Origin of the sequence: Verrucosispora sp. WMMD703 (assembly GCF_049178935.1) — a bacterium.
Taxonomy (GTDB): Bacteria; Actinomycetota; Actinomycetes; order Mycobacteriales; family Micromonosporaceae; genus Micromonospora; species Micromonospora sediminimaris.
Map to the genome: position 1 here is coordinate 1,069,279 of NZ_JBMHMM010000004.1, position 23,610 is coordinate 1,092,888.

Genomic DNA, 23,610 nt, shown 5'->3' on the forward strand with positions numbered 1-23,610 from the left:
TCACCGTAACTTAAGGGCCCGGTAGATCACATCAGACAGGGACACGAATGGATGCCTGATGTGTCGTACGTTCGTCCTAACCTGCACCCCATGACTGGTTTCGACGCCACCGAAGTGCGCCGACTGCGCACCGAGGAGCAGCTGTCGGTCCGGGAGATCCGGGCTCGCACCGGCCTCGGCCGTAACCGGATCTACGAGATGCTGCGGGGCATCCCCGCGCCGGACCGGGTCCGACGCCCCAGGGCAAAGGACGACCTGCGCGCGGAGGCGGTGGCGCTGCGCTCGTCGGGCCGTCCGGTGCCGGAGATCGCGCGGCAGCTCGGGGTGAGCCGGTCGACGGCTTACCTCTGGGTCCGGCACCTCCCGCTCGAACGCGATCCCGAGGAGGAGCGCCAGCGCCGGCGTGCCCACTCGAAGTTGATGGCCGAGGCGCGGTGGGCGGATCACCGTCGGGCGCGGGACGAAGCCCAGCGGCAGGCGCGTGCGGTGGCCGGGCGGCTGGTTGGTCAACTCGACGAGCGTGATCTGCTCATCCTCGGTGCGGCGATCTACTGGTGCGAGGGCACCAAGTCGAAGCCGTGGCGTCGCGATGACCATCTTCAGTTCGTCAACAGCGATCCGGGCCTGCACGCTCTCTTCCTGCGTTTTCTTGAAGTCTGCGGAGTTGACCGCACCGTGCCGACCTACCGGGTGAGCATCCACGAGACTGCCGATCCGGAGGTGGCGGCCGAGTGGTGGGCCGCCGAGCTCGGAGTGCCACGCGAGCGCTTTCGCCGGGCGACCCTGAAGAAGCACAGGTCCTCCACCGTCCGGCGAAACGCCGGTGACGAGTACAAGGGCTGTCTGGTGATCAATGTGCCGCGTAGCCGCGAGCTCTACTGGCGAATAGAGGGTATGATCGCCGAGCTGTTCCGGTCCGCGGCTGAGCACACTTCGGCGGTTTGATGCGGCCTGTCGGCTTGACATTTCTATGGGGTGTGGGGTAACGGCAACCCGCAGGCCTTTGGAGCCTTGAGCTCCTGGTTCGAATCCAGGCACCCCAGCAAGCACCCTCAACTGCCGATCCTCGTGCCCCCGCCGAACAGGCCGGATTGTCTGGTTAGCATGGCCGCGAGACTGTCCGCGTTCCGACGGGAGCCACGTCGTGCCCGAGCCCCACACCCGTACCGTCGTCGTACTCGCCGCCGGTGAGGGCAAGCGGATGAAGTCCTCGTTGCCCAAGGTCCTGCATCCGCTGCTCGGTCGGACGCTGGTGGGCCACGTGCTCAACGCCGCCGATCCGCTGGCTGCGGCGCGCACCCTGGTGGTGGTCGGGCATGGCGCCGACCAGGTCCGCGCCCACCTCGCCGGGATCGCCCCCGAGGCCACCGCGGTGCACCAGGCGGAACAGCTCGGCACCGGGCACGCGGTGCGGATCGCGCTGGAGGCCGCCCCGGAGGTCACCGGCACGGTGGTGGTGCTCAACGGCGATGTGCCGTTGCTGCGACCCGAGACGGTAGGTGCGTTAGTGGCAGCCCACGAGAGCGAGGGCGCAGCGGCGACCGTGCTCGCGGCGGAGGTGCCCGACCCGACCGGGCTCGGACGCATCGTGCGGGACGCGGCGGGCCGGTTGGAGCAGATCGTCGAGCAGCGTGACGCCACTCCCGCGCAGCTGGCTGTCCGGGAGATCAACGCCGGGATCTACGCGTTCGACGCAACCCGGCTGCGGGACGTGCTCGGCAAGCTGTCGACCGACAACGACCAGGGCGAGGAGTACCTCACCGACGTCTTCAAGATGCTGGTCTCCGCCGGCGAGCCCGTGGGGGTGCACCTGGCGGTCGACCACACCGAGACGCTCGGCTGCAACGACCGGGTGGAGCTGGCGGCGCTGCGCCGGCTGCTGCGTGACCGGGTCAACGAGCGGTGGATGCGGGCCGGCGTCAGTCTGCTCGACCCCGACACCACCTGGATCGACGTGACGGTGGCCCTGGACCGCGACGCGGTGGTGGATCAGAACACCCAGCTACGTGGCGGTTCGGTGGTCGGTAGCGGCGCGGTGGTCGGGCCGGACGTGACGTTGATCGACACGGTGGTCGGGCCCGGCGCGACGGTGCTGCGCAGCCACGCGGTCGGTGCCGAGGTGGGACCGGGCGCCAGCGTCGGGCCGTACGCGTACCTGCGGCCGGACGCACGGCTGGCGGAGCGGTCGAAGGTCGGCACCTTCGTCGAGGTGAAGAACTCCGAGCTGGGTGCCGGCGCAAAGGTGCCGCACCTGTCGTACGTGGGTGACGCCACGATCGGAGCGCGGGCGAACATCGGCGCGGCGACGATCTTCGTGAACTACGACGGGGTGAGCAAGCACCGCACCGTGGTCGGCGAGGCGGCGTTCGTGGGCTGCGACACGAGCCTGATCGCACCGGTCGAGGTGGGTGCCGGGGCGTACGTGGCGGCGGGTAGCGCGATCAGCAAGGACGTGCCGCCGGGGGCGCTGGGGCTGACCCGGGCGCCGCAGCGCAGCGTCGAGGGTTGGGTGGCGCGCAAGCGCGCGGGCACTGCTTCCGCCGAGGCGGCCGAGCGTGCCCTTCGGGGTGGGCAGGGTGCTCCGGCCGCGACGCCCTCCGCAAGCGAAGGTGAGGCAATCCACGGCACCGCCGAGTCGGTGGGCGGTACGCCCGGGCCGGGAGATACTGCAACCGAATAGTCCCCGGCCGACCACCACCGCAGGCCGGGTACCGCCGACCGAATACGGGAGCAGACGGGCCCATGGGCAGCATCGTCGCCGAAAACCGCAAAAGCCTGATGCTCTTCTCCGGACGTGGTTTTCCGGAGTTGGCCAAGGAGATCGGTGAGGTGCTCGGCGTCGCGCCGACGCCGGCCGACGCGTACGAGTTCGCCAACGGCGAGATCTTCGTACGGTTCAAGGACTCGGTACGTGGTTCGGACGCCTTCGTGGTGCAGTCGGTCACGCACGGGGTGAACACGTGGGTCATGGAGACCTTGATCATGGTGGACGCGCTGAAGCGTGGTTCGGCCAAGCGGATCACGGTCGTCCTGCCGTTCTATCCGTACTCCCGCCAGGACAAGAAGCACCGCGGCCGGGAGCCGATCTCGGCGCGGCTGGTCGCCGACCTGTTGAAGACGGCCGGGGCGAACCGCATCCTCACCGTTGACCTGCACACCGCGCAGATCCAGGGTTTCTTCGACGGCCCGGTGGACCACCTCTTCGCGATGGACATCCTGGCCGAGTACGTGGAGCGCAAGTACGCGGGCCGGCCGATGACGGTGGTCGCGCCGGACTCTGGCCGGGTACGGGTGGCCGAGCGGTGGACGGACCGGTTGGGTGGTTGCCCGCTGGCGTTCATCCACAAGACCCGGGACCCGATGAAGCCGAACCAGGTGGTGGCGAACCGGGTGGTCGGTGAGGTCGAGGATCGGGTCTGCCTGATCGTCGACGACATGATCGACACGGGCGGCACGATCTGCCGGGCGGCGGACATCCTGAAGGAGTCGGGGGCGGCGGACGTGATCGTGGCGTCCACCCACGCGTTGCTGTCCGACCCGGCGACGGAGCGGTTGAAGAACAGCCCGATCAGCGAGGTCGTGGTGACCAACACGCTCCCGCTGCCGCCGGAGAAGCAGCTCGACAAGCTCACCGTGCTGTCGATCGCGCCGCTGCTGGCCCGGGCGATCCGCGAGGTCTTCGACGACGGCTCGGTGACCACGCTTTTCGGTGGGCTGAGCTGAGCGCGATTCACGACTGAGTCGGCTGGGCGGGGTGTCCCGGCGGGTACGGGGACTGCCGGAAACCTGGGAAACCGCTCGGGTAGACTGGTGCGGTTGCCACGGCGAGGGTGCCCTGCGGGCTGCTGAGAAGCGCCGCACGGAGGCACCGTGATCGACGCGGTGCTCCGGGCAGTCTGCTGACGCATGAGCCCCTGCGAGCCCCCCGCCCAGCACCGCCAGACGACAAAGCTGCCGCAGCGAAGCATCAGGAGTTTCCCCGTGTCCGAGGTAAAGATCAGCGCCGAGCCCCGCACCGAGTTCGGCAAGGGTGGTGCCCGCCGTACCCGCCGGGCCGGCATGGTGCCCGCCGTGCTGTACGGCCATGGCGAGAAGCCCAAGCACATCGCGTTGCCGGCCCGCGAGTTCGCGGCGGCCATTCGTAACGGTGGTGCCAACCAGCTCCTCGCGCTGGACATCAGCGACGGCACGCAGGCGCTGGCGCTGCCGAAGGCGATCCAGCGGGACCCGATCAAGGACACCTTCGAGCACGTCGACCTGCTGCTGGTGCGTCGCGGCGAGAAGGTCACCGTGGATGTCCCGGTCCAGCTCACGGGTGAGGCCGCGCGCGACACGCTGATCGTGCACGACCACGACACCCTCTCGGTGAGCGCCGACGCGACCAAGGTGCCGGATCACCTGGAGGCTTCGATCGAGGGCGCCGAGCCGGGTTCCCAGGTCACCGCCGCTGACGTGACGCTGCCGGCGGGTGTGGAGCTGGCCGGTGACCCGCAGATGTTGATCGCTTCGATCACCGCCGCGCCGACCGCCGAGCAGCTGGAGTCGACGCTGCCCGAGGTCGAGGAGGCCACCGAGGAGGCCGAGGCCGAGGTCGGCGAGGTCACCGAGGGCGCTGCCGAGGCGCCGTCCGCCGAGGGCGAGGCGGGCTCCGAGGCTCGTACCGAGGCCTGACAGCCTCTCAGTTCTGCGGCAGGCGTCCCCAGGTTCTTCGGGGGCGCCTGTCGGCGTATCGGATGATCGGCGGCGTGGGCGGTGGTTGGCCGTCGGTGCGAGCGGGAGGGGCGGGCGGTGACGGACGAGACCGGGCCGTGGCTGGTGGTCGGCCTGGGTAACCCGGGTCGGGAGTACGCGGGCAACCGGCACAACGTCGGGTTCATGGTCGCCGACCTGCTGGCTGGTCGGCTGGCTGGGAAGTTCGGCCGGCATCGGCGGGCGGTGGCGGAGGTCGCGGAGGGGCGGCTGGGGTTGGGCGGGCCGAAGCTGGTGCTGGCCAAGCCGCTGACCTACATGAATCTGTCCGGCGGGCCGGTGGCCAGCCTGGCGCAGTTCTACAAGGTGCCGCCGGGTCGGGTGATCGCGGTGCACGACGAGCTGGACATCGGCTACGGCCAGGTGCGGGTCAAGTGCGGCGGTGGTGAGGGCGGGCACAACGGCCTGCGGTCGATGTCGAAGTCGTTGGGCACGAAGGATTACGTGCGGGTGCGGTTCGGGATCGGTCGACCGCCGGCGCGGCAGGATCCGGCGGACTATGTGCTGTCGGATTTCGGCACGGCGGAACGCAAGGAGTTGGACTTTCTGGTGGACCGCGCCGCGGACGTGGTGGAATCCGTGGTCAGCCGGGGTGTGGAGCCGACTCAGAACCTCTATCACGGGGTCTAGCGCAGGTGCCGGGGCGCCCGCTCGACGTCGGCCTCGGCGTCACGGAGGTTCCGACACACGTTTCGGGGGCGAACTGCGGCGGTCGGGTCTGCCGGTGGCCCGGTAGTCTGCGGGTTCGGCGGTCGGGGCGGGGGCCGGCCGCTCGGCGTACGCGGATCGTGGCGACGGGAGCGGAAGCATGAGCGGTCCACCAATGATCGACGGGGCGTTCGCGCGGTGGCTGGCGGATCGTGCCGGGCAGGCGCTGCTGGGCCTGCGGGCGGAGATGGGGTTCGCCGATGCCGGTGCGTTGAAGTCGGCGGGAGACAAGGTCTCGCATGACCTGATCCGTACCGAATTGGCGAAGTGGCGCCCGGGTGACGCGGTGCTCTCCGAGGAGGACGAGGGTTCCCGGCTGGCGTGGGCGGCCGAGGTGAACACCGGCGCGGTTTCGCGGCTGACCGCCGACCGGGTCTGGATCATCGACCCGTTGGACGGTACGCGGGAGTTCAGCGAGGAGGGGCGCGCGGACTGGGCGGTGCACGTGGCGCTCTGGGCGCGTAACGCCACCACCTCGCATGGTCTGGTCGCCGGTGCGGTCGGGCTGCCGGCGCAGCATCGGGTGCTGGGTACGGATCTGCCCCCGGCCTATCCACCGATGACGCCGGAGGCGGCGACGGCGGGCGGTGCGGGGCGGTTGCGGTTGGCGGCCAGCCGCAGTCGGCCGCCGGTGTTCCTGACCGATCTCGCGGAGGAGGTCGGGGCGCAGTTGGTGCCGATGGGCTCGGCCGGGGCGAAGATCGCGGCGGTTGTGACAGGTGAGGTGGATGCGTACATCCATGCCGGCGGGCAGTACGAGTGGGATTCGGCGGCGCCGGTCGCTGTGGCGACGGCCACCGGACTGCACGCTTCCCGGATCGATGGTTCTGCGCTGAAATACAACGAGGCGGATCCGCGCCTGCCGGACCTGTTGGTGTGCCGTAAGGATCTCGCCAGCCGGTTACTTGCGGCGTTGCATCGGCATTGCGGGTAGCCTGTCGCTACTTCCTGACATCCCCGACCGGAAAGGTCTGGAAAGCGGATGACCGAGCGAATCGAGCCGGTGTCATGACCAGCGCTGCGTACCAGGTCACCCATCTCGACGCGCTGGAGGCGGAGAGCATCTTCGTGATGCGCGAGGTGGTCGCCGAGTTGGAGCGGCCGGTGCTGCTCTTCTCCGGTGGCAAGGACTCGATCGTCATGCTCCGGCTGGCGCAGAAGGCGTTCGCGCCGGGTCACATTCCGTTCCCGGTGATGCACGTCGACACGGGTCACAACTTCCCGGAGGTGCTCGACTACCGCGATCGGCGGGTGGCCGAGCTGGGCCTGCAACTGGTGGTGGCCAGCGTGCCGGAGGCTCTGGCCAGTGGTCTGGTCCGGGAGTCCGCGGACGGGACCCGTAACCGGATCCAGACGCCGGTATTGCTGGAGGCGGTGGAGAAGCACCGGTTCAACGCCCTCTTCGGCGGGGCTCGGCGGGATGAGGAGAAGGCCCGGGCGAAGGAGCGGATGTTCAGCTTCCGGGACGAGTTCGGCCAGTGGGATCCGAAGAACCAGCGGCCGGAGCTGTGGGCGCTCTACAACGGCCGGCATCATCCGGGCGAGTCGATCCGGGTGTTCCCGCTGTCCAACTGGACGGAGTTGGACGTGTGGCACTACATCGCCCGCGAGCGGATCGAGTTGCCGTCGATCTACTACGCGCACGAGCGTGAGGTGGTCGAGCGTGACGGGATGCTCTACGCGGTGAACGAGTTCCTGCCGGCGCGGGCCGGTGAGGAGCGGTTCAAGGCCCGGGTGCGGTACCGCACGGTGGGCGACGCCTCCTGCACGGCGGCGGTGCGCTCGGACGCGGACACGGTCGAGAAGGTCATCGAGGAGGTCGCAGCGACCCGGATCACCGAGCGTGGCGCGACCCGGGGTGACGACCGGGTCAGCGAGGCCGCGATGGAGGACCGCAAGCGGGAGGGCTACTTCTGATGAGCACCGAGACTCTGGACGCCGCTCCCGTGGCCGAGGGCCGGCCGATGGATCTGTTGCGTTTCGCCACGGCCGGGAGTGTGGACGACGGCAAGTCGACCCTGATCGGTCGGCTGCTCTACGACACGAAGTCGCTGTTCACCGACCAGTTGGCGGCGGTCGAGGCGGTCAGCGCGGCCCGCGGTGACGAGTACACCAACCTGGCGTTGCTAACCGACGGCCTGCGGGCCGAGCGGGAGCAGGGCATCACCATCGATGTGGCGTACCGCTACTTCGCCACGCCTCGGCGCAAGTTCATCATCGCCGACACCCCCGGGCACATCCAGTACACCCGGAACATGGTCACCGGGGCCTCCACCGCCGACCTGGCGCTGATCCTGGTGGATGCCCGCAAGGGACTGGTCGAGCAGTCCCGCCGGCATGCCTTCCTCTGCTCGCTGTTGCGGGTGCCGCACCTGGTGCTCTGCGTCAACAAGATGGATCTGGTCGACTACTCGCAGGAGGTCTTCGAGCGGATCGCCGACGAGTTCACCGCGTTCGCCGCGAAGCTGGACGTGCCGGATCTGACGGTGGTGCCGATCTCCGCGTTGCGGGGCGACAACATCGTCAGCCGCTCGGAGAACATGCCCTGGTACGAAGGCCCGGCATTGCTGCATCACCTGGAGCGGGTGCACATCGCCAGCGACCGTAACCTGGTCGACGTCCGCTTTCCGGTGCAGTACGTCATCCGCCCGCAGTCGACCACGGTCACCGATTACCGGGGTTACGCCGGTCAGGTGGCCTCCGGGGTGCTGAAGCCGGGTGACGAGGTGATGGTGCTGCCCTCGGGCTTCACCAGCCGGATCGCCGCGGTGGAGACCGCCGACGGGCCGGTCGCGGAGGCGTTCCCGCCGATGTCGGTGACGGTACGCCTGGAGAACGAGATCGACATCTCGCGTGGTGACATGATCTGCCGGCCGAACAACGCGCCGGCGGTGGCGCAGGACATCGAGGCGATGGTCTGCTGGATGGACGAGACGCGTCCGTTGCAGGTCGGCGGCAAGTACTCGATCAAGCACACGACCCGTGCGGCGCGGGCCATCGTGCGGGGCCTGCACTACCGTCTCGACATCAACTCGCTGCACCGCGACGAGTCGGCCAACGAGTTGCGGCTCAACGAGATCGGTCGGGTCCGCCTGCGGACCACCATCCCGCTGTTGGCCGACGAGTACCGCCGTAACCGCACCACCGGCGGGTTCATCATCATCGACGAGGCCACCAACCGCACCGTCGGCGCCGGCATGATCGTCGAAACCCCCTGACCCCCTGACCCACTTACCCGGAGCCCCCGGGAACCCTGGTTGATCAAGAAGTTTTGGTCGGGATCGCGCGCGATCCCGACCAAAACTTCTTGATCAACGCGTAGTGGGGTCAGTGCAGGCGGGTGGCGCCGGAGGCGGGGGTGGCGGGGGTGACGGTGGGGGTGGTGAAGGCGCGGTTGGCGTAGGCGGCGGTGATGGCGGCGGCGACCCGGTCGGACTGGTCGGCCTCGACCAGGGCCAGCACGCAGCCGCCGAAGCCACCACCGGTCATCCGCGCGCCGAGCGCCCCGGCGGCCAGCGCGGCCTCGACCGCGACGTCCACCTCGGGGACGGTGATGGCGAAGTCGTCCCGCATGGAGGCGTGCGAGGCGGTGAGCAGCGGCCCGATCTGCCGGACCTGCCCGTCGCGCAGCAGCGCCACGGTGTCGAGTACCCGCTGGTTTTCGGTGACCACGTGACGAACCCGGCGGCGGGTCTCGTCGTCGGGGAGCCGGGCGAGCGCGTCGTCGAGGTTGGCGGGCGGCACGTCACGCAGGGCGGGTACGTCGAGCAGCGCGGCTGCCTTCTCACAGCTGGCGCGGCGGGCCGCGTACTCGCCGTCGGCGTGCCGGTGCGGGGCTCGACTGTCGATCACCAGGATCGCGAGGCCGGCACCGTCGAGGTCGAACGGGATGTGTTCGACCTGCTCGGTGCGGCAGTCGAGGAAGAGGGCGTGTCCGGTCCGGCAGCGGATCACCGCCGACTGGTCCATGATGCCGGTGGGCGCGCCGACGTACTGGTTCTCGGCGCGCTGGGCCAGCCGGGGCTGCTGTTCGGCCGGCAGCGCCAACCCGCCCAGGTCGACAAGCGCCGCGAGCACAGCAGCCTCAAGTGCGGCCGAGGAGGAGAGCCCGGCGCCGAGCGGCACGTCGGAGGCGATGGCCAGCCGGGCGCCGGGCACGGGGTGTCCCGCCTCCCGCAGCGCCCACACCACGCCGGCCACGTACGCCGCCCAGCCGGTCACTCCGCCGGGGCGGGTCACCTCGTCGGTGCCGAAGCTGACCGTCTCGCCGGTCAGCTCGGAGCAGACCGTCCAGCTGCCGGTCGGCTGCGGCGAAGCCGCGACGACGGTACGCATCGGGAGCGCGAACGGCAGCACGAACCCGTCGTTGTAGTCGGTGTGCTCGCCGATCAGGTTGACCCGGCCGGGAGCCGCCCAGCGGCCGGCGGGTGCCCGACCGTACGCGTGCTGGAAGCAGGTGGTGGCGCGGTCGGCCACCTCGTCGGGGTGGATGGTCACGGGCGGTCCAGAACCTGCGCGCGGTAGAAGGCCCAGGCGTCGGTGACCATGTCGTGCAGGGTGGGTTTGCGGGGTTCCCAGCCCAGTTCGGCGCGGGCCAGGGCGGAGGAGGCGACCAGTTCGGCCGGGTCGCCCTCGCGGCGGGGCGCCACCTCGACCGGCACCGGGTGCCCGGTGACCTCGCGGACGACCTCGACCACCTGCCGGTTGGTGAAACCGTTGCCGTTGCCGAGGTTGTAGATGCGGTGTTGTCCGCCGGTCGCCGCGTCCAGGGCGAGCAGGTGGGCCCGGGCCAGGTCGGAGACGTGGATGTAGTCGCGGACGCAGGTGCCGTCGACGGTGGGGTAGTCGTCGCCGAAGAGTTGCAGCTTGTCCCGCCGGTCGGCGGCCACCTCCAGCGCGATCGGGATGAGGTGGGTCTCGGGGTCGTGTCGTTCGCCCAGTACCACGTCACCGTCGAGGTGAGCACCGGCGACGTTGAAGTAGCGCAGCGAGACGGCGGCCAGGCCGTGTCCGATCGCCTCGGCGGTGAGCATCATGTCGGCGGCGAGCTTCGTCGCCCCGTACGTGTTGGTGGGGGCCTTGACGGCGGTCTCCGTGATGGGCAGTTCGGTGGGATTGCCGTAGACGGCGGCGGTGGACGAGAACACCAGCCGCGGCACGCCGGCGGCCCGCACCGCGTCGATAAGCGCCAGGGTGCCGACGGTGTTGTTGTGCCAGTACCGCTCGGGGGCGACCATCGACTCGCCGGCGGCGATCAGCGCGGCGAAGTGCAGTACCCCGTCGAAGCCGGCCTGCGGGGTGAGCACCCTGGCCGCGTCGTGGATGCCGGCCTCGACGTGGGTGGCGTCGGGGGCGAGCGCGGCCCGGTGACCGGTGCGCAGGTCGTCCAGCACGACCACCTCGTGCCCGGCGTCGAGCAGCATCCGGGTCACCACGCTGCCGATGAAACCGGCCCCGCCGGTGACGAGCAGTTTCACGTCGTTCCTCCCGCCTGGCCAACACGGTCGCGGCCTTGGTGGTCACCCTACGGCCCGGGGCTGGCTACCATCACTCCCATGCGGGCCTCGCGTCGGCGCATACCCCGACGGCGTGGCCACGACCCGCACCGCCGTCAGCCGGGACCTGTGGCCAGAGCGGTCGCCCGGGTCGTGGTCCGGGCCGCCGACGGTGCCCTGCGGCTCGTCACCGACCTGCTCGGTGCCGGCCCGACCGCCGGCCGGGAACGGATCAGTATGGCGGAACTGCGGGACCTGGTCGCCGCCAACACGGTCCTGGATCCGGTGGAGCAGCGCATCATCGACGACGTGCTGGTGGCCGGTGCGAGCCTGGTACGCGAGGTGATGATGCCCCGCACCGAGGTGGTGTTCCTCTCCGCGGCGCTGACGATCGCCGAGGCGGAGCCGCTGGTGCGGGCCGGTCCGCACACCCGCTACCCGGTGGTCGACGGCACCCACGATGACGTGGTCGGTGTGGTGCATCTGCGAGACCTGCTGCTCGGCCCGGACCGGGCGCCGGGCACCACGGTCGGTCAACTGGCTCGCGAGGTCAAGCGGCTGCCGGCCAGTAAACGGGTGCTCGCCGCGTTGACCGAGATGCGACGGGAGGGGCATCACCTGGCGGTGGTGGTCGACGAGTATGGCGGCACCGCCGGCATCGTCACCTGCGAGGACCTGATCGAGGAACTCGTCGGTGAGATCCATGACGAGTACGCGGACGTCCCCGAGCCCGCGTACACCGGGCTGCCGGCGGTGGTGGACGGTCGGCTCAATCTCGCCGACTTCGCCGAACGCACGGGCGTTGCCCTGCCGACGGGTCCGTACGAGACGGTGGGCGGGTTCGTGATGGCCGCGCTGGGACGGCTGCCGGCGCCGGGTGACGAGATACCGGTCCCCGCCGAGTCGGCGCAGACGTCGGCCGGCGGCTGGCTGCTCCGGGTGTTGACCCTGGAGGGTCGACGGGTGGCCCGGCTGGCGGTCACCGTCGCGCGCCTGCCCGAGCAGCGGCGCGAGGTGGTCCCGGCGGCCGACCGGGCCCGACCCGCCGGCCCGTCATGACGTACGCCGGGCCAGCTGACAGAATTGCCGGCATGTCCGACGTTCCCGTCCGCCCCCGCGTCTTTTCCGGCATCCAGCCGACGGCCGATTCGTTCCATCTCGGCAACTACCTCGGCGCGGTGCGGCACTGGGTGGCGTTGCAGGAGTCGCACGACGCTTTCTACTGCGTGGTCGACCTGCACGCCATCACCGCCGGGCACGATCCGAAGGTGCTGCACCAGCGTTCCCGGGTGGCCGCCGCGCAGCTGCTCGCGGTCGGCCTGGATCCGGAACGCTGCACCCTGTTCGTGCAGTCCCAGGTGCCCGAGCACGCCCAGCTGGCATGGGTGCTGGGCTGCATCACCGGGTTCGGCGAGGCCAGCCGGATGACCCAGTTCAAGGACAAGTCGCAGAAGCAGGGCAACGAGCGGGCCAGCGTCGGCCTGTTCACCTACCCGATCCTGCAGGCCGCCGACATCCTGCTCTACCAGGCCAACGCCGTACCGGTCGGCGAGGACCAGCGCCAGCACCTGGAGCTTTCCCGGGATCTGGCGCAGCGGTTCAACTCGCTGTTCGGCCGGACTTTCACGGTCCCGGCACCGCACATCGTCAAGGCCACGGCGAAGATCACCGACTTGCAGGACCCGACCGCCAAGATGTCGAAGTCCTCCTCCTCGCCGGGCGGCATCGTCGACCTGCTTGAGGACCCGGCGCGTTCGGCGAAGAAGATCCGGTCGGCGGTCACCGACACCGGCCGGGAGATCGTCTTCGACGAGGCCACCAAGCCGGGTATCTCAAACCTGCTCACCATCTTCTCGGCGTTGAGCGGTCGGGGCATCGACGACCTGGTCGCGGCGTACGACGGTAAGGGCTACGGCGACCTGAAGAAGGACCTCGCCGAGGTGGTCCGGGAATTCGTCAGCCCGATCCAGCAGCGCACCCGTTCGTATCTCGACGACCCCGCCCAGTTGGACAAGCTCCTCGCCGCCGGCGCGGAGAAGGCCCGCGCGGTGGCGGCGCCGACATTGCGGACCGCGTACGAGCGGGTCGGTTTCTTTCCACCCGTACGCGGCGAGTGAGCGTCCGAGCGGGGGCGGCGGTGCGGGCAGGGGCCGATGGCCGGAGGGGTGGCGTGCAGCGTGGAGCAGGGGACCGAAGCGCCAGCGGTCGGTGACAGCGTCCAGATCGGCATCGCGGTCGACATTCCGGAGCCGTGGGGCAGTCTGCTGACCCGGCGTCGGCTGGAGGCCGGTGACCCGAACGCGGTGCCGGCCCACGTCACCCTGCTCGGGCCGACCGAGATCCCGGTGAGCGGGTTGCCGGCCGTGGAGCGGCACCTCGCCCGGGTTGCCGCCGCTCATCTACCGTTCAGCCTGCATCTGCGCGGCACCGGTACCTTCCGGCCGGTGACCCAGGTGGTGTTCGTCGCGGTCGCCGCCGGCATCAGCGAATGCGAACTGCTCGCCGCCGCGATCAACGCCGCCCCGCAGCTACGCCGGGAGCTTCGGTTTCCCTACCATCCGCATGTGACGGTCGCTCAGGACGTCGCGCCGGAGGCCCTGGACAAGGCGTACGAGGACCTGGCGGACTTCTCCGCGATGTTCGAGGTGGACCACTTCACCCTCTTCTCGCACAGCGGGCAGGCGCGCTGGCAGCCACGCCGGGACTTCCGACTGGGCGGCTGACCGCCCCGGCCGGCACGTCGGGTACCTCTGACACGGCGACGACGGATCGGTGAGGATGACGACGTGAACGTTCTGGGGCGGGTCGAGGCGGCCGTCGACAGTCGGCTGACCGCCGCGCGCCGCCGCTCCCCTGCCTTCGGTCACCTGTGGCGTGCCGGGGTGCTCTACACCGATCTCCAGGGCGGCCGGCTGGCCGCCGCGATCGCCTACTACGGCTTCTTCGCGGTCTTCGCGCTGGCCCTGGTCGCGTACGCGATCTTCGGCGCGATACTGGAGGACAACTACGAGGTGAGCGCGGCGGCGGAGGAGTTCCTCGGCGAGAACCTGCCGTTCCTCGATCCGGCCCAGGTGGCCGACAGCAGCGGCACCGCCGGGGTGGTCGGTCTGTTGATCCTGGTGTTGACCGGGATCGGCTGGGTGGAGGCGATCCGTTCCTCGCAGCGGCTGATCCACGGGCTCAACCAGCACCCGGGCAACCTGGTCGTGCGCCGCCTGGTCGACCTGGGTGTGCTGTTGGTCGTCTTCGTGCTGCTCGGCCTCTCGGTGGCGGCCGTGGACGCGTTGGAGACGCTGCTGCGGTTCCTGTTGCGCAGCACCGGCTCGTTTGCGCTCACCACGGTCAGTGCGCTGCTCAGCGTGCTGGTCAACGCGGTACTGGCCACGCTGCTGCTGGTTGCGGTCCCTCGGGTGCGGATGAGTCGGTCCCGGCTGCGGCCGGTGGTGCTGATCGTCGCGGTCGGCATCACCCTGCTCAACACCGTCGGCCGGTTCTGGGTGGGCCGGGTAGAACACAACCCCGCGTACACGGTGGTGGCCACCGCCGTCGGGCTGCTGGTCTATCTCTACCTGCTCAACCAGCTGGTGCTCTTCGGCGCCGCGCTGGCGGCGACGAGCCGGCGCGGGCGGACGGTGGACCTGGCCGGTCGACGTCCGCCGGTCGACCTTGACGTGGACACCGATCCCGGCACACCCGGCGGGGCGGGCTGAGCCGCTGATCCGGCCGGCTGAACGTTCCGCCGAACCCACCCCCACCTGCCCGGACACCGACGATGATGGGGATCGTGGGGGCACTCGTGACGTTGGACCTGCCGGCCGACTCGCCGATGCTGGAGCTGCCGTGGATCATCACGTTCGGTCCGCTCAGTGACGCCGACGAGTGGGAGCCGGTGGTGTGCGGCCCGTACGAGCGACCGCACGCGTTGGCGTTGGCCGAGGCGGTGGTCGCCGACGAACAGCTGATGGCGGTGGTGGAACCGCTGGTGCCGGCGGTGTCGCTGGAGCAGATCCGGGGCGAGATCGCCGCCGCGCAACTCGCCGCGCAGGACGAGGTGGCGCGGGTGGACCAGGCCGACCTCTACGGCGACTACGAGGACACCATCGACGAGGAGGAGTTGGAGGCGGCCGAGCACGACCGGGCCGCCGGCCCGCTGGCGGTGCCGGACGCGGCCGAACTGCGTGCCGGGCTCGCCCGGATCGCGGCCCAGCTCACCAGCGGCTGAACCGGTCGATAGGTGGCCGAAACACAGGTGCCGGTGCCCCGGGGGATCGCCCCGAGGACACCGGCACCGTCGCACCCCCCACCACAAGGGGTCGTGCCCAGCCGCCCGGCGGCGCGGAGCACGCCGGACGGCCGAGTCGATGGCGGGCTTACCCGGTCAGTTCCGCTCGAACCAGACCGCCGCGTCGACCGGCAGCAGGTGGCCGCCGTCGCGTTCGGTGAGCGTCGCGCTGGCGACGAGCGGCGTGCCGTACCCGTCGATCACCACCGGCGCGTCGCTGATGTTGACCACGCAGGTCAGTACGGTGTCGCCGGCCTCGCGTTGGAAGGCGAGCACCCCCGGGCCGGACTCCAGCCAGGTGATGCCCCCGAGGCCGGCCAGCGCCGGATGGGTGTGGCGGATCCGTAGCGCCGCGCGGTACAGCTCCAGTGTGGAACCGGGCGTGCCGGTCTGCGCGCCCACCGAGAGGGCACGCCAGGTCGTCGGGGCGGGCAGCCAGCTCAACTCGCTGCCGGCCGGCCCGAAGCCGTACGGCGCCAGGTCGCCGCTCCACGGGATCGGAACCCGGCAGCCGTCCCGGCTCTCGCCGGTGCGCAGGAAGGCCGGATCCTGTCGCAGCTCGTCGGGCAGGTCGAGCACCTCGGGCAGGCCCAGTTCCTCACCCTGGTAGAGGTAGGCGCAGCCGGGCAGGGCGAGCATCAGCAGCGCGGCGGCCCGGGCGCGGCGCAGCCCGATCTCGCCGTCGCCGTAGCGGGTGACGTGCCGCTGCCGGTCGTGGTTGGACAGCACCCAGGTGGTCGGGGCGCCGACGATCGTCGACTCGGCCAACGCCGTGTCGATCACCTTGCGGAACGAGTCGGCCGACCAGGTGGCGTCGAGGAAGTCGAAGCTGAAAGCCTGGTGCAGTTCGTCCGGGCCGATGTAGCGCGCCAGCCGCTGCGGCGTCTCGGCCCACGCCTCGGCGACGGCCATCCGGCCGCCCGGGTAGCTGTCCAGGATGGGTCGCCAGGCGCGGTAGATGTCGTGCACCTCGTCCTGGTCGAAGTAGGGCAGCCGACCCTTGCCGAGCAGTTCGGACTGGCGCTGGCCGGTGGTCATCGAGTTGAACCCGACGTCCGGCAGCCCATCGGCCTTGATCATGCCGTGGGCCACGTCGATCCGGAATCCGTCGACGCCCCGGTCCAGCCAGAAACGGAGGATGTCCTCGAACTCGGTGCGTACCTCGGGGTGCCGCCAGTTCAGGTCGGGCTGGGCGGGGTCGAACAGGTGCAGGTACCACTGGCCGTCGGGGACGCGGGTCCAGGCCGGGCCGCCGAAGATGCTCTCCCAGTCGTTGGGGGGCTGCTCGCCGTCGTCGCCCTTGCCGTCGGCGAAGAGATAGCGCGCCCGTTCCGGCGACCCGGGGGCGGCGGCCAGTGCCGCGGCGAACCAGGGGTGCTGGTCGGAGGTGTGGTTCGGCACGATGTCGACGATGATCCGCAGGCCGAGTGCGTGGGCGTCGGTGATCATCGCCTCGAAGTCGGCGAGGTTGCCGAACATCGGGTCCACGTCGCGGTAGTCGGCGACGTCGTAGCCGCCGTCGACCATGGGCGAGGTGTAGAAGGGGGTCAGCCAGAGCGCGTCGACGCCCAGCTCGCGCAGGTAGGGCAGGCGTTCCCGGATGCCCTGGAGGTCACCGATGCCGTCGCCGTCGGAGTCGGCGAAGCTGCGGACGTAGACCTGGTAGACGACGGCGGATCGCCACCAGTCGGCGTCGGAGGTCAGCGGCGAGGGGGTGCTGACGGTCATCGGGTGTTCCCCGTTCTGTGGCGCGGGACGGCGGTAACCCGGCGTTGGCGAGGTGGGGACGCACGGGTGTCTGAGCAGAATGCCGCGCCAGCTCTGCAAGAGTCAAGCATTTCTTGCGCAAGAAAGGTTGGTGATGCTGTTGCTGCGGGCTACGTCACGCCGGGACGGCGAGTGCGGACGGCGTCGGCCGCTGCCGGCCCGGGCCGCTCTGCGTGGACGCGGCGTCCTGCCGGGCCACCGCCGTCGACCCCCGCACCACCAGCTCCGGCCGGAACAGGTACTCCGAGTGCGGGGCGCCGTGTCCGTTTATCTCGTCGACCAGGGCGCGCACCGCGGCGACCGCCATCGCGGCCACCGGCTGCCGCATCGTGGTCAGCGGCGGATCGGTGAAGGCCATCAGTGGCGAGTCGTCGTAGCCGACCACCGAGAGGTCTTCCGGTACGGACATGCCCCGCTGCCGGGCGGCCCGGATGGCGCCGAGTGCCATCAGATCGGAGCCGCAGACGATGCCTGTGGCGCCGCGCTCGATCAACCGACCGGCCGCCGCCTCGCCGCCCTCGACGCCGAACAACGACAGCTCGGTCAGCTCGGCCAACTCGTCGTCGTCGACACCGGCGAGGCGCTCCATCGCCGCCTTGTAGCCGCTGACCTTGCGCTGGACCGGCACGAAGCGGTCGGGGCCGGTGATCAGGCCGATCCGCCGGTGGCCCAGGGCCACCAGGTGGGCCACGGCCAGTTCGGCGGCCTCCCGGTCGTCACAGGAGACGAAGGGCGCCGGGATGCCCGGCGCGTACCCGTTGATCATTACGATCGGCAGCGGGCGGGCGAGCAGGGTCCGGTACCGGTCGTGGTCGGCGGCGGTGTCGGCGTGCAGGCCGGAGACGAAGACGATCCCGGAGACCTGCCGGTCCAGCAGCATCTCGACGTACTCGTCCTCGCGTACGCCGCCGGGGGTCTGGGTGCACAGCACCGGGGTGTAGCCGGTGGGGGCCAGGGCCGACTCGATGATCTGGGCGAACGCCGGGAAGATCGGATTGTCCAGCTCCGGGACCACCAGACCGACCAGTCCGGCGCTGCGCTTGCGCAGCCGGGCGGGACGCTCGTACCCGAGCACGTCGAGGGCGGTCAGGACGGCCTGCCGAGTCTCGGGTGCCACGCCGGGGCGGTCGTTGAGCACCCGCGACACCGTGGCCTCGCTGACGTCGGCCTGCTGGGCGATGTCGGACAGGCGAGCGCGCATGGCGGCACTGTAGCTCACCGCCAAGTTCTTGCGCATTAGTCAGCAAGAACTTGCAGAATCGAGCAGCGTCCGTCGGGAGCGTTCCCATAGCGTCGGCCCGGGTCGAGCCCTGACGGGACGATGGGTGGTCTCAAGGTATGCGCAAGGTGACGCTGGTTGGGAGTTCGGTCACCCCAGTCGGGGGCAAAATGCCCAGATGGCCGCAGTTGTCAACTGCTGAAGTTGCGGATGGGGCACGGTTGTTGCAGGGGTGTTCGCAAGGGGTTTCTAGTTACGAAAGTTCTTGCTACTGTCCCCGCCGTTACCCGGCAGGCAATTTAGGAGCGAACATGCGCCGCACAGCCAGGGGGACCGCCGTACTCGCCGCTGCCACTCTCGCCCTTTCCGTCGCCGCGTGCGGCGGAGGGGACGACAAGGCGGCCGAGGAGCAGCCGGCGGTAGACCCCGCTTCCCTCACCGCAGAACTGACCTGGTGGGACACCTCGGACCCGAAGAACGAGGGCCCGGCGTTCCAGGAGCTGATCGCCAAGTTCAACCAGACCTACCCGAACGTGAAGATCAACTACCAGTCGGTCCCGTTCGGTGAGGCGCAGAACAAGTTCAAGACCGCCGCCCAGGCCAACAACGGTGCCCCGGACATCCTGCGGGCCGAGGTCGCCTGGGTGCCTGAGTTCGCTTCGCTGGGCTACCTGTACGCGCTGGACGGCTCCGAGCTGCTCGCCGACGAGTCCGACTTCCTGGAGACCCCGCTCGCCTCCAACAAGTTCGACGGCAAGACCTACGGCGTTCCCCAGGTCACCGACAGCCTGGCGCTGATGTACAACAAGGAACTGCTGAGCCAGGCCGGCATCAGTGCGCCCCCGAAGACCTGGGCCGAGCTGAAGACCGCGGCGCAGACCATCAAGGAGAAGACCGACGCCGAGGGTGTCTACATCAACCCGGCCGGCTACTTCCTGCTGCCGTTCATGTACGGCGAGGGTGGCGACCTGGTCGACACCGCGAGCAAGAAGATCGTCATCAACTCGGAGCAGAACGCGGCCGGACTGGCGATCGCCAAGGACCTGATCGACAGCGGTGCGGCCGCCAAGCCGTCCGCCAACGACGCCTACGGCACCATGATGACCCTCTTCAAGGAGAAGAAGGTCGCCATGATCATCAACGGGCCGTGGGAGGTCAACAACGTCCAGCAGGCACCGGGCTTCGGTGGCCTGGAGAACCTGGGTATCGCGCCGGTGCCGGGTGGCTCGGTGAAGGCCGGTGGCCCGGTCGGCGGCCACAACTACGTGATCTGGTCCGGCATGCCGCAGGAGAAGGTCGACGCCGCCGTCGCGTTCGTCAAGTTCATGAGCTCCGCCGAGTCGCAGGCGTTCCTCTCGGAGAAGCTGGGCCTGCTGCCGACCCGCACCTCGGCGTACGAACTCGACGCGGTCAAGGACAACGCGACCGTGGCCGCGTTCCAGCCGGTCGTGGAGGCCGGGGTGGGTCGCCCGTGGATCCCCGAGGCCGGTCAGTTCTTCGGCCCGCTCGACCAGATGGCCACCGAGGTCCTGATCCAGGACAAGGACCCGAAGGCCGCGTTGGACACCGTCGCCAAGAAGTACAAGGCCGAGGTCGTCCCCACCTACGAGAACTGATCTCACCGCCGGCTCTCCCGCCGGTGACCTCTCGGCACCCGGCAGGGTCGCGTGACCGTACCCGATCGCGCGGCCCTGCCGGACCTCCCCTCATGGAGCGCAGCTGATGACCACCGTGACAGCCGATCCGGCGCCTCCCTCGACGCCGTCCGGCCGATCCGCTCGTCCCTCCCGGCTGCGCCGCAGCTGGGAGAAGCACTGGTACGCCTGGGCGATGGTGCTGCCCGTCGTCATCGTCCTGGCGATTCTGATCTTCTACCCGCTGTTCCGCGGGATCTGGCTCTCCCTCACCAACCTCACCGAGGCCAACCAGGCCGCGGAGATCTGCACCAGGTCGATCACCGGTGGTGAGGTCTGTGCCGAGAACCCGAACAGGTGGGAGTTCGTCGGCCTCGACAACTACCTGAACGTGCTCAGCGGCAACGTCGGCGACTTCTGGCAGTGGACCGGCATCACGCTGATCTGGACCCTCGGATGCGTCGTGTTCCACTACGGCCTGGGCCTCGGCCTGGCCGTGATGCTCAACCGCCCGATGTGGGGCCGCGGCCTCTACCGCGTGCTGCTGGTGCTGCCCTGGGCGGTGCCGGCCTTCGTCAGCGCCTTCGCCTGGAAGTTCATCTTCAACGAGCGCTTCGGCCTGGCCAACTCGCTGCTCACCTCGCTCGGCATCGACCCGGTCGACTGGTTCGCCAACCAGTGGACGTCGCTGTTCACCGCGATCATCACCAACATCTGGCTCGGCGTGCCGTTCATGATGGTCGCCCTGCTGGGCGGGATGCAGACGATTCCCGGCGAGCTGTACGAGGCCGCCGAGATCGACGGCGCGTCCGCCTGGCAGCGGTTCCGCAACATCACCCTGCCGGGCCTGCGCCCGGTCAGCATGACGGTGATCCTGCTCGGCACGATCTGGACGTTCAACATGTTCCCGATCATCTTCCTGGTGACCGAGGGTCAGCCGGCGGGCGGAACCGAGATCCTGGTGACCGGTGCCTTCCGGGCGGCGTTCGAGGGCATCCGCAACTACTCGCTCGCGTCCACGTACGGCGTGCTGATCCTGTCGATCCTGCTGGTGTTCTCGATGTTCTACCGGCGGGCGCTGCGTAAGCAAGGCGAGGTGTGGTGACATGAGCCAACTGACCACTCCCGCAGCCGCGACGCCGGCTGCCGCCGTCCCGGCCGCCCCGGCGAAGACCGCGAAGCGGCCCGGCCGCAGCCGGCGCAGCCCGGCGAAGTCGCTGCTGCTGCACGGCACGCTGATCGTCGCCTCGCTTATCGCGCTCGGCCCGATCGTCTGGGTGCTGCTGTCCTCGTTCAAGCCCGGGTACGCGGTGCAGAGCAGCGACCTGACGCTGGTCAAGGACCCGACCCTGGCCAACTACAGCTACGTGCTGTTCGACACGAACTTCCCGAAGTGGCTGCTGAACTCGGTGATCGTCGCGGCGTTCACGATGCTCATCGGCATCTTCCTGTCGGCCACCACCGGGTACGCGGTCTCCCGGTTCAACTTCCCCGGGCGTCGCCCGTTGATGATGACCTTCCTGATCACCCAGATGTTCCCGGCGGCCATCCTGATCGTGCCGATCTACACGATCATGGCGCGGTTCGGTCTGATCAACACGCTGCCGGCGCTGATCATCGCGTACCTGACCATCGCGGTGCCGTTCTGCGCCTGGATGCTCAAGGGCTACTTCGACTCCATCCCCACCTCGCTTGACGAGGCGGCGGCGCTGGACGGCTGCGGCCCGTTCGCGATCTTCTGGCGGGTGGTGCTGCCGCTGGCCCGGCCGGCCATCGCGGTCACCGCCTTCTACACCTTCCTCACCGCCTGGGGCGAGGTGATGTACGCGTCGGCGTTCATCCAGACCGACAACAAGTTCACCCTGGCGTACGGGCTCCAGCAGTTCGTGCCGCAATTCAACCCGCAGTGGGAGTACCTGACGGCGGCGGCGGTCCTGGTGACCGTGCCGGCGGGCGTGGTGTTCATGATCGCCCAGCGGCACCTGGTCTCCGGGCTGACCGCCGGCGGCACGAAGGGCTGACCGACCGGGCGTGGGTGGGCGCAGTTGACAGCGCCCACCCGCGCCGACGGTGGTCGTCAGCGCTGCCGGCCGAACAGGACGCGGACGCCGGACAGATAGGTCGCCACATCTGGACCGCCGGTGATGATGCGCTGCAGGAACCAGCCTGGCAAGAGGCCGAACAGGGCCGCGGCCACGGCCGCCGGGTCGGCGTCGGCGGGTAACTCGCCGGCTTCCTGAGCCCTTCTGACCAGCACCTCGAAGTGGCCGCGAAGCTTGGTGTATCTGCTTGCCGCGAACTCGCCAAGTGCCGGATCCCGTTGGGCCTCGCCCCACACCTGGATCGCGATCCGCAGCATCCCCTCGTCGCCGGCCTGGTTCTCCATGTACGCGAGCGCGTACTCCAGCGCCTTGTCCAGCGGTAGCGGCGGATCCTGCCGGGCCAACTCGTCGAGAACCTCTTCGGCGCCGCCGATGGTCTCCTCGGCGATCGCGCTGATCAGGGACGCCTTGCTCGGGAAGTAGCGGTAGACCGCGCCTACCGAAAGCCCTGCCTCGGCGATCACGTCCTGCATCGTCGTGCGGTGGAAACCCTCACGCAGGAAGCAACGGCGTGCCGCCTCGACGATCTGACGGCGACGGGCGGCGAGGTGTTCCTCCGAGACACGTGGCACGGGTTACATCGTAAGACGAGCGTTCGTTCTTGACAGGAATCGATGGGCGGGAGGAGTCTGGGACGCATAAAAGAACGAGCATTCGTTTTGGAGAGTGGAGCGATGTCGACCAGGAACCGGTCACCCCTGCTACTAGCCGTCCTCGTCGCCGCCCTCGCGGTCGCCGGGCAGGCACTGCTCGTACCCCTGTTCGCGGCTCCGGCGGCGAACCTGGCCCCACGCGACCTGCCGGTCGCCGTCGCCGGCCCGGCGCCCGCCGTGGCCGAGGCGGCCGGGCGGCTCGCCGCCGCGCGTCCCGGCGCCTTCTCGGTGACCACGCTGCCCGACGCGGAGGCTGCGGACCGGGCGCTGCGCGACCGGGAGGTCTATGGCGCATTCGTGATCGGAGCCGACGGCGTCACCCTGCACACCGCGTCGGCCGCCAGCCCCACGGTTGCCGCACTGCTCACCGAGGCGGCCGGCCAGTTGGGCGGAGGGCGGCCGGTGCCCGTGGTCGAGGTGGTGCCCACCATCGCCGACGATCCTCGGGGAGCCGGCTTCGCCGCCGGTTTCCTGCCCCTGGCGATGACGAGCCTGCTCGCCGGTGCATTGCTCGTCCTGCTGGTCGCCGGTGGCCTGGCGCGCCTGGTCGGGTTGGCGGCGACCGGCGTACTGGCGGGTCTGGTGGGCGTGGTGGTCCTGGATGGCTGGCTGGGCGTCATCGCCGGGGACTGGCTCGCCGAGGCTGCCGCCATCGGCCTGTTCGCCCTGGCCGCGTCGGCGGTGGTGGCCGGTCTCGGTGCACTCCTCGGGCGACCCGGCATCGGACTGGGCGCGCTGCTGGTCTTCCTGATCGGCAACCCGCTCTCCGCGGTCGGCGCCGCGCCGGAGCTGCTGCCCCAGCCGTGGGGCGCGCTCGGCCAGTGGCTGCCGGTGGGCGCCGGCGGCACGCTGCTGCGCTCGGTCGCGTTCTTCGACGGTGCCGGCGCCGGTCGCCCGATCGCCGTACTGGCGGGCTACGCGGTGGTCGGACTGGCGCTGGTGCTTGTGGCATCCCGGATTCGCCGAGATGCCTCTACTACGAACCGTCGTTGATAGGGCAG

22 protein-coding genes and 1 tRNA gene are annotated in these 23,610 nt (G+C 69.9%); 18 read left to right on the forward strand and 5 right to left on the reverse strand.

The features are described 5' to 3' along the window. The first annotated feature begins 90 nt into the window (after window positions 1–90). From ACN26Z_RS05590 to cysN, 9 genes are all read left to right on the forward strand, one after another. Window positions 91–945 carry a helix-turn-helix domain-containing protein gene (locus tag ACN26Z_RS05590; protein ID WP_421460130.1) on the forward strand — a complete coding sequence of 285 codons (855 nt, stop codon included), beginning with the start codon at window positions 91–93 and terminating at the stop codon, window positions 943–945. 26 nt (window positions 946–971) lie between these two features. Then, a tRNA-Gln gene (locus ACN26Z_RS05595) sits at window positions 972–1,043 on the forward strand. Window positions 1,044–1,144: 101 nt separating this feature from the next. Then, window positions 1,145–2,680, forward strand: a complete 1,536-nt coding sequence (gene glmU, locus ACN26Z_RS05600) for a bifunctional UDP-N-acetylglucosamine diphosphorylase/glucosamine-1-phosphate N-acetyltransferase GlmU (protein WP_421460131.1) — start codon at window positions 1,145–1,147, stop codon at window positions 2,678–2,680. 62 nt (window positions 2,681–2,742) lie between these two features. Further along, window positions 2,743–3,723, forward strand: a complete 981-nt coding sequence (locus ACN26Z_RS05605; RefSeq protein WP_093408215.1) for a ribose-phosphate diphosphokinase — start codon at window positions 2,743–2,745, stop codon at window positions 3,721–3,723. Between the two features lie 258 nt (window positions 3,724–3,981). Further along, the gene (locus ACN26Z_RS05610; protein ID WP_421460134.1) at window positions 3,982–4,671 is read left to right on the forward strand and encodes a 50S ribosomal protein L25/general stress protein Ctc; all 690 of its coding nucleotides are present in this window, start codon (window positions 3,982–3,984) and stop codon (window positions 4,669–4,671) included. A 117-nt stretch (window positions 4,672–4,788) separates the two neighbouring features. Further along, window positions 4,789–5,379 carry an aminoacyl-tRNA hydrolase gene (pth, locus tag ACN26Z_RS05615; RefSeq protein ID WP_421460136.1) on the forward strand — a complete coding sequence of 197 codons (591 nt, stop codon included), beginning with the start codon at window positions 4,789–4,791 and terminating at the stop codon, window positions 5,377–5,379. Window positions 5,380–5,557: 178 nt separating this feature from the next. Beyond that, entirely contained in the window at window positions 5,558–6,391 is an 834-nt protein-coding gene (locus ACN26Z_RS05620; protein WP_093408207.1) for an inositol monophosphatase family protein, read from the forward strand. A gap of 74 nt (window positions 6,392–6,465) precedes the next feature. Next, window positions 6,466–7,374: a sulfate adenylyltransferase subunit CysD gene (gene cysD / locus ACN26Z_RS05625; protein ID WP_093408204.1), complete on the forward strand. Its 909-nt coding sequence runs from the start codon at window positions 6,466–6,468 to the stop codon at window positions 7,372–7,374. Next, the gene (cysN, locus tag ACN26Z_RS05630) at window positions 7,374–8,675 is read left to right on the forward strand and encodes a sulfate adenylyltransferase subunit CysN (RefSeq protein WP_282240083.1); all 1,302 of its coding nucleotides are present in this window, start codon (window positions 7,374–7,376) and stop codon (window positions 8,673–8,675) included. The genes cysD and cysN overlap by 1 nt, the downstream gene beginning before the upstream one ends. A gap of 109 nt (window positions 8,676–8,784) precedes the next feature. Here the strand turns inward: cysN and galK are convergent, their stop codons facing one another. Further along, window positions 8,785–9,954 (reverse strand): galactokinase, encoded by a 1,170-nt coding sequence (galK, locus tag ACN26Z_RS05635; protein WP_093408199.1) that lies wholly within the window; start codon window positions 9,952–9,954, stop codon window positions 8,785–8,787. Continuing rightward, the gene (gene galE, locus ACN26Z_RS05640) at window positions 9,951–10,934 is read right to left on the reverse strand and encodes a UDP-glucose 4-epimerase GalE (protein ID WP_093408197.1); all 984 of its coding nucleotides are present in this window, start codon (window positions 10,932–10,934) and stop codon (window positions 9,951–9,953) included. The genes galK and galE overlap by 4 nt, the downstream gene beginning before the upstream one ends. 78 nt (window positions 10,935–11,012) lie before the next feature. On the opposite strand from galE, the gene ACN26Z_RS05645 reads away from it, so the two are divergent. The 5 genes from ACN26Z_RS05645 to ACN26Z_RS05665 all read left to right on the forward strand — a co-directional run bounded on the left by ACN26Z_RS05645 (window position 11,013) and on the right by ACN26Z_RS05665 (window position 15,174). Further along, a complete protein-coding gene (locus ACN26Z_RS05645) occupies window positions 11,013–12,011 on the forward strand; it encodes a hemolysin family protein (RefSeq protein WP_093408194.1) in 999 nt (332 codons plus the stop codon). A gap of 32 nt (window positions 12,012–12,043) precedes the next feature. Next, window positions 12,044–13,069, forward strand: a complete 1,026-nt coding sequence (trpS, locus tag ACN26Z_RS05650; protein WP_093408192.1) for a tryptophan--tRNA ligase — start codon at window positions 12,044–12,046, stop codon at window positions 13,067–13,069. Window positions 13,070–13,105: 36 nt separating this feature from the next. Then, complete coding sequence (locus tag ACN26Z_RS05655) at window positions 13,106–13,675, forward strand: 2'-5' RNA ligase family protein (RefSeq protein ID WP_093408189.1); 570 nt, start codon at window positions 13,106–13,108, stop codon at window positions 13,673–13,675. Between the two features lie 63 nt (window positions 13,676–13,738). Continuing rightward, window positions 13,739–14,662 (forward strand): YihY/virulence factor BrkB family protein, encoded by a 924-nt coding sequence (locus ACN26Z_RS05660; RefSeq protein ID WP_093408187.1) that lies wholly within the window; start codon window positions 13,739–13,741, stop codon window positions 14,660–14,662. A gap of 74 nt (window positions 14,663–14,736) precedes the next feature. Further along, on the forward strand, window positions 14,737–15,174 hold the full coding sequence (locus ACN26Z_RS05665) for a hypothetical protein (RefSeq protein WP_093408568.1): 438 nt from the start codon (window positions 14,737–14,739) through the stop codon (window positions 15,172–15,174). A 156-nt stretch (window positions 15,175–15,330) separates the two neighbouring features. Here ACN26Z_RS05665 and ACN26Z_RS05670 read toward each other — a convergent pair whose 3' ends face one another. Beyond that, the gene (locus tag ACN26Z_RS05670) at window positions 15,331–16,962 is read right to left on the reverse strand and encodes a glycoside hydrolase family 13 protein (protein ID WP_421460137.1); all 1,632 of its coding nucleotides are present in this window, start codon (window positions 16,960–16,962) and stop codon (window positions 15,331–15,333) included. A 154-nt stretch (window positions 16,963–17,116) separates the two neighbouring features. Further along, the gene (locus tag ACN26Z_RS05675) at window positions 17,117–18,202 is read right to left on the reverse strand and encodes a LacI family DNA-binding transcriptional regulator (RefSeq protein ID WP_170863543.1); all 1,086 of its coding nucleotides are present in this window, start codon (window positions 18,200–18,202) and stop codon (window positions 17,117–17,119) included. Between the two features lie 329 nt (window positions 18,203–18,531). On the opposite strand from ACN26Z_RS05675, the gene ACN26Z_RS05680 reads away from it, so the two are divergent. From ACN26Z_RS05680 to ACN26Z_RS05690, 3 genes are all read left to right on the forward strand, one after another. Further along, the gene (locus ACN26Z_RS05680; protein ID WP_421460138.1) at window positions 18,532–19,836 is read left to right on the forward strand and encodes an extracellular solute-binding protein; all 1,305 of its coding nucleotides are present in this window, start codon (window positions 18,532–18,534) and stop codon (window positions 19,834–19,836) included. A gap of 106 nt (window positions 19,837–19,942) precedes the next feature. After that, window positions 19,943–20,959 carry a carbohydrate ABC transporter permease gene (locus ACN26Z_RS05685; RefSeq protein WP_093408179.1) on the forward strand — a complete coding sequence of 339 codons (1,017 nt, stop codon included), beginning with the start codon at window positions 19,943–19,945 and terminating at the stop codon, window positions 20,957–20,959. Window position 20,960: 1 nt separating this feature from the next. Further along, a complete protein-coding gene (locus ACN26Z_RS05690; RefSeq protein WP_093408177.1) occupies window positions 20,961–21,875 on the forward strand; it encodes a sugar ABC transporter permease in 915 nt (304 codons plus the stop codon). Window positions 21,876–21,931: 56 nt separating this feature from the next. Here the strand turns inward: ACN26Z_RS05690 and ACN26Z_RS05695 are convergent, their stop codons facing one another. Then, window positions 21,932–22,528: a TetR/AcrR family transcriptional regulator gene (locus ACN26Z_RS05695; protein ID WP_198413224.1), complete on the reverse strand. Its 597-nt coding sequence runs from the start codon at window positions 22,526–22,528 to the stop codon at window positions 21,932–21,934. Window positions 22,529–22,630: 102 nt separating this feature from the next. On the opposite strand from ACN26Z_RS05695, the gene ACN26Z_RS05700 reads away from it, so the two are divergent. Continuing rightward, a complete protein-coding gene (locus ACN26Z_RS05700) occupies window positions 22,631–23,602 on the forward strand; it encodes a hypothetical protein (protein ID WP_421460140.1) in 972 nt (323 codons plus the stop codon). Window positions 23,603–23,610: the final 8 nt, after the last annotated feature.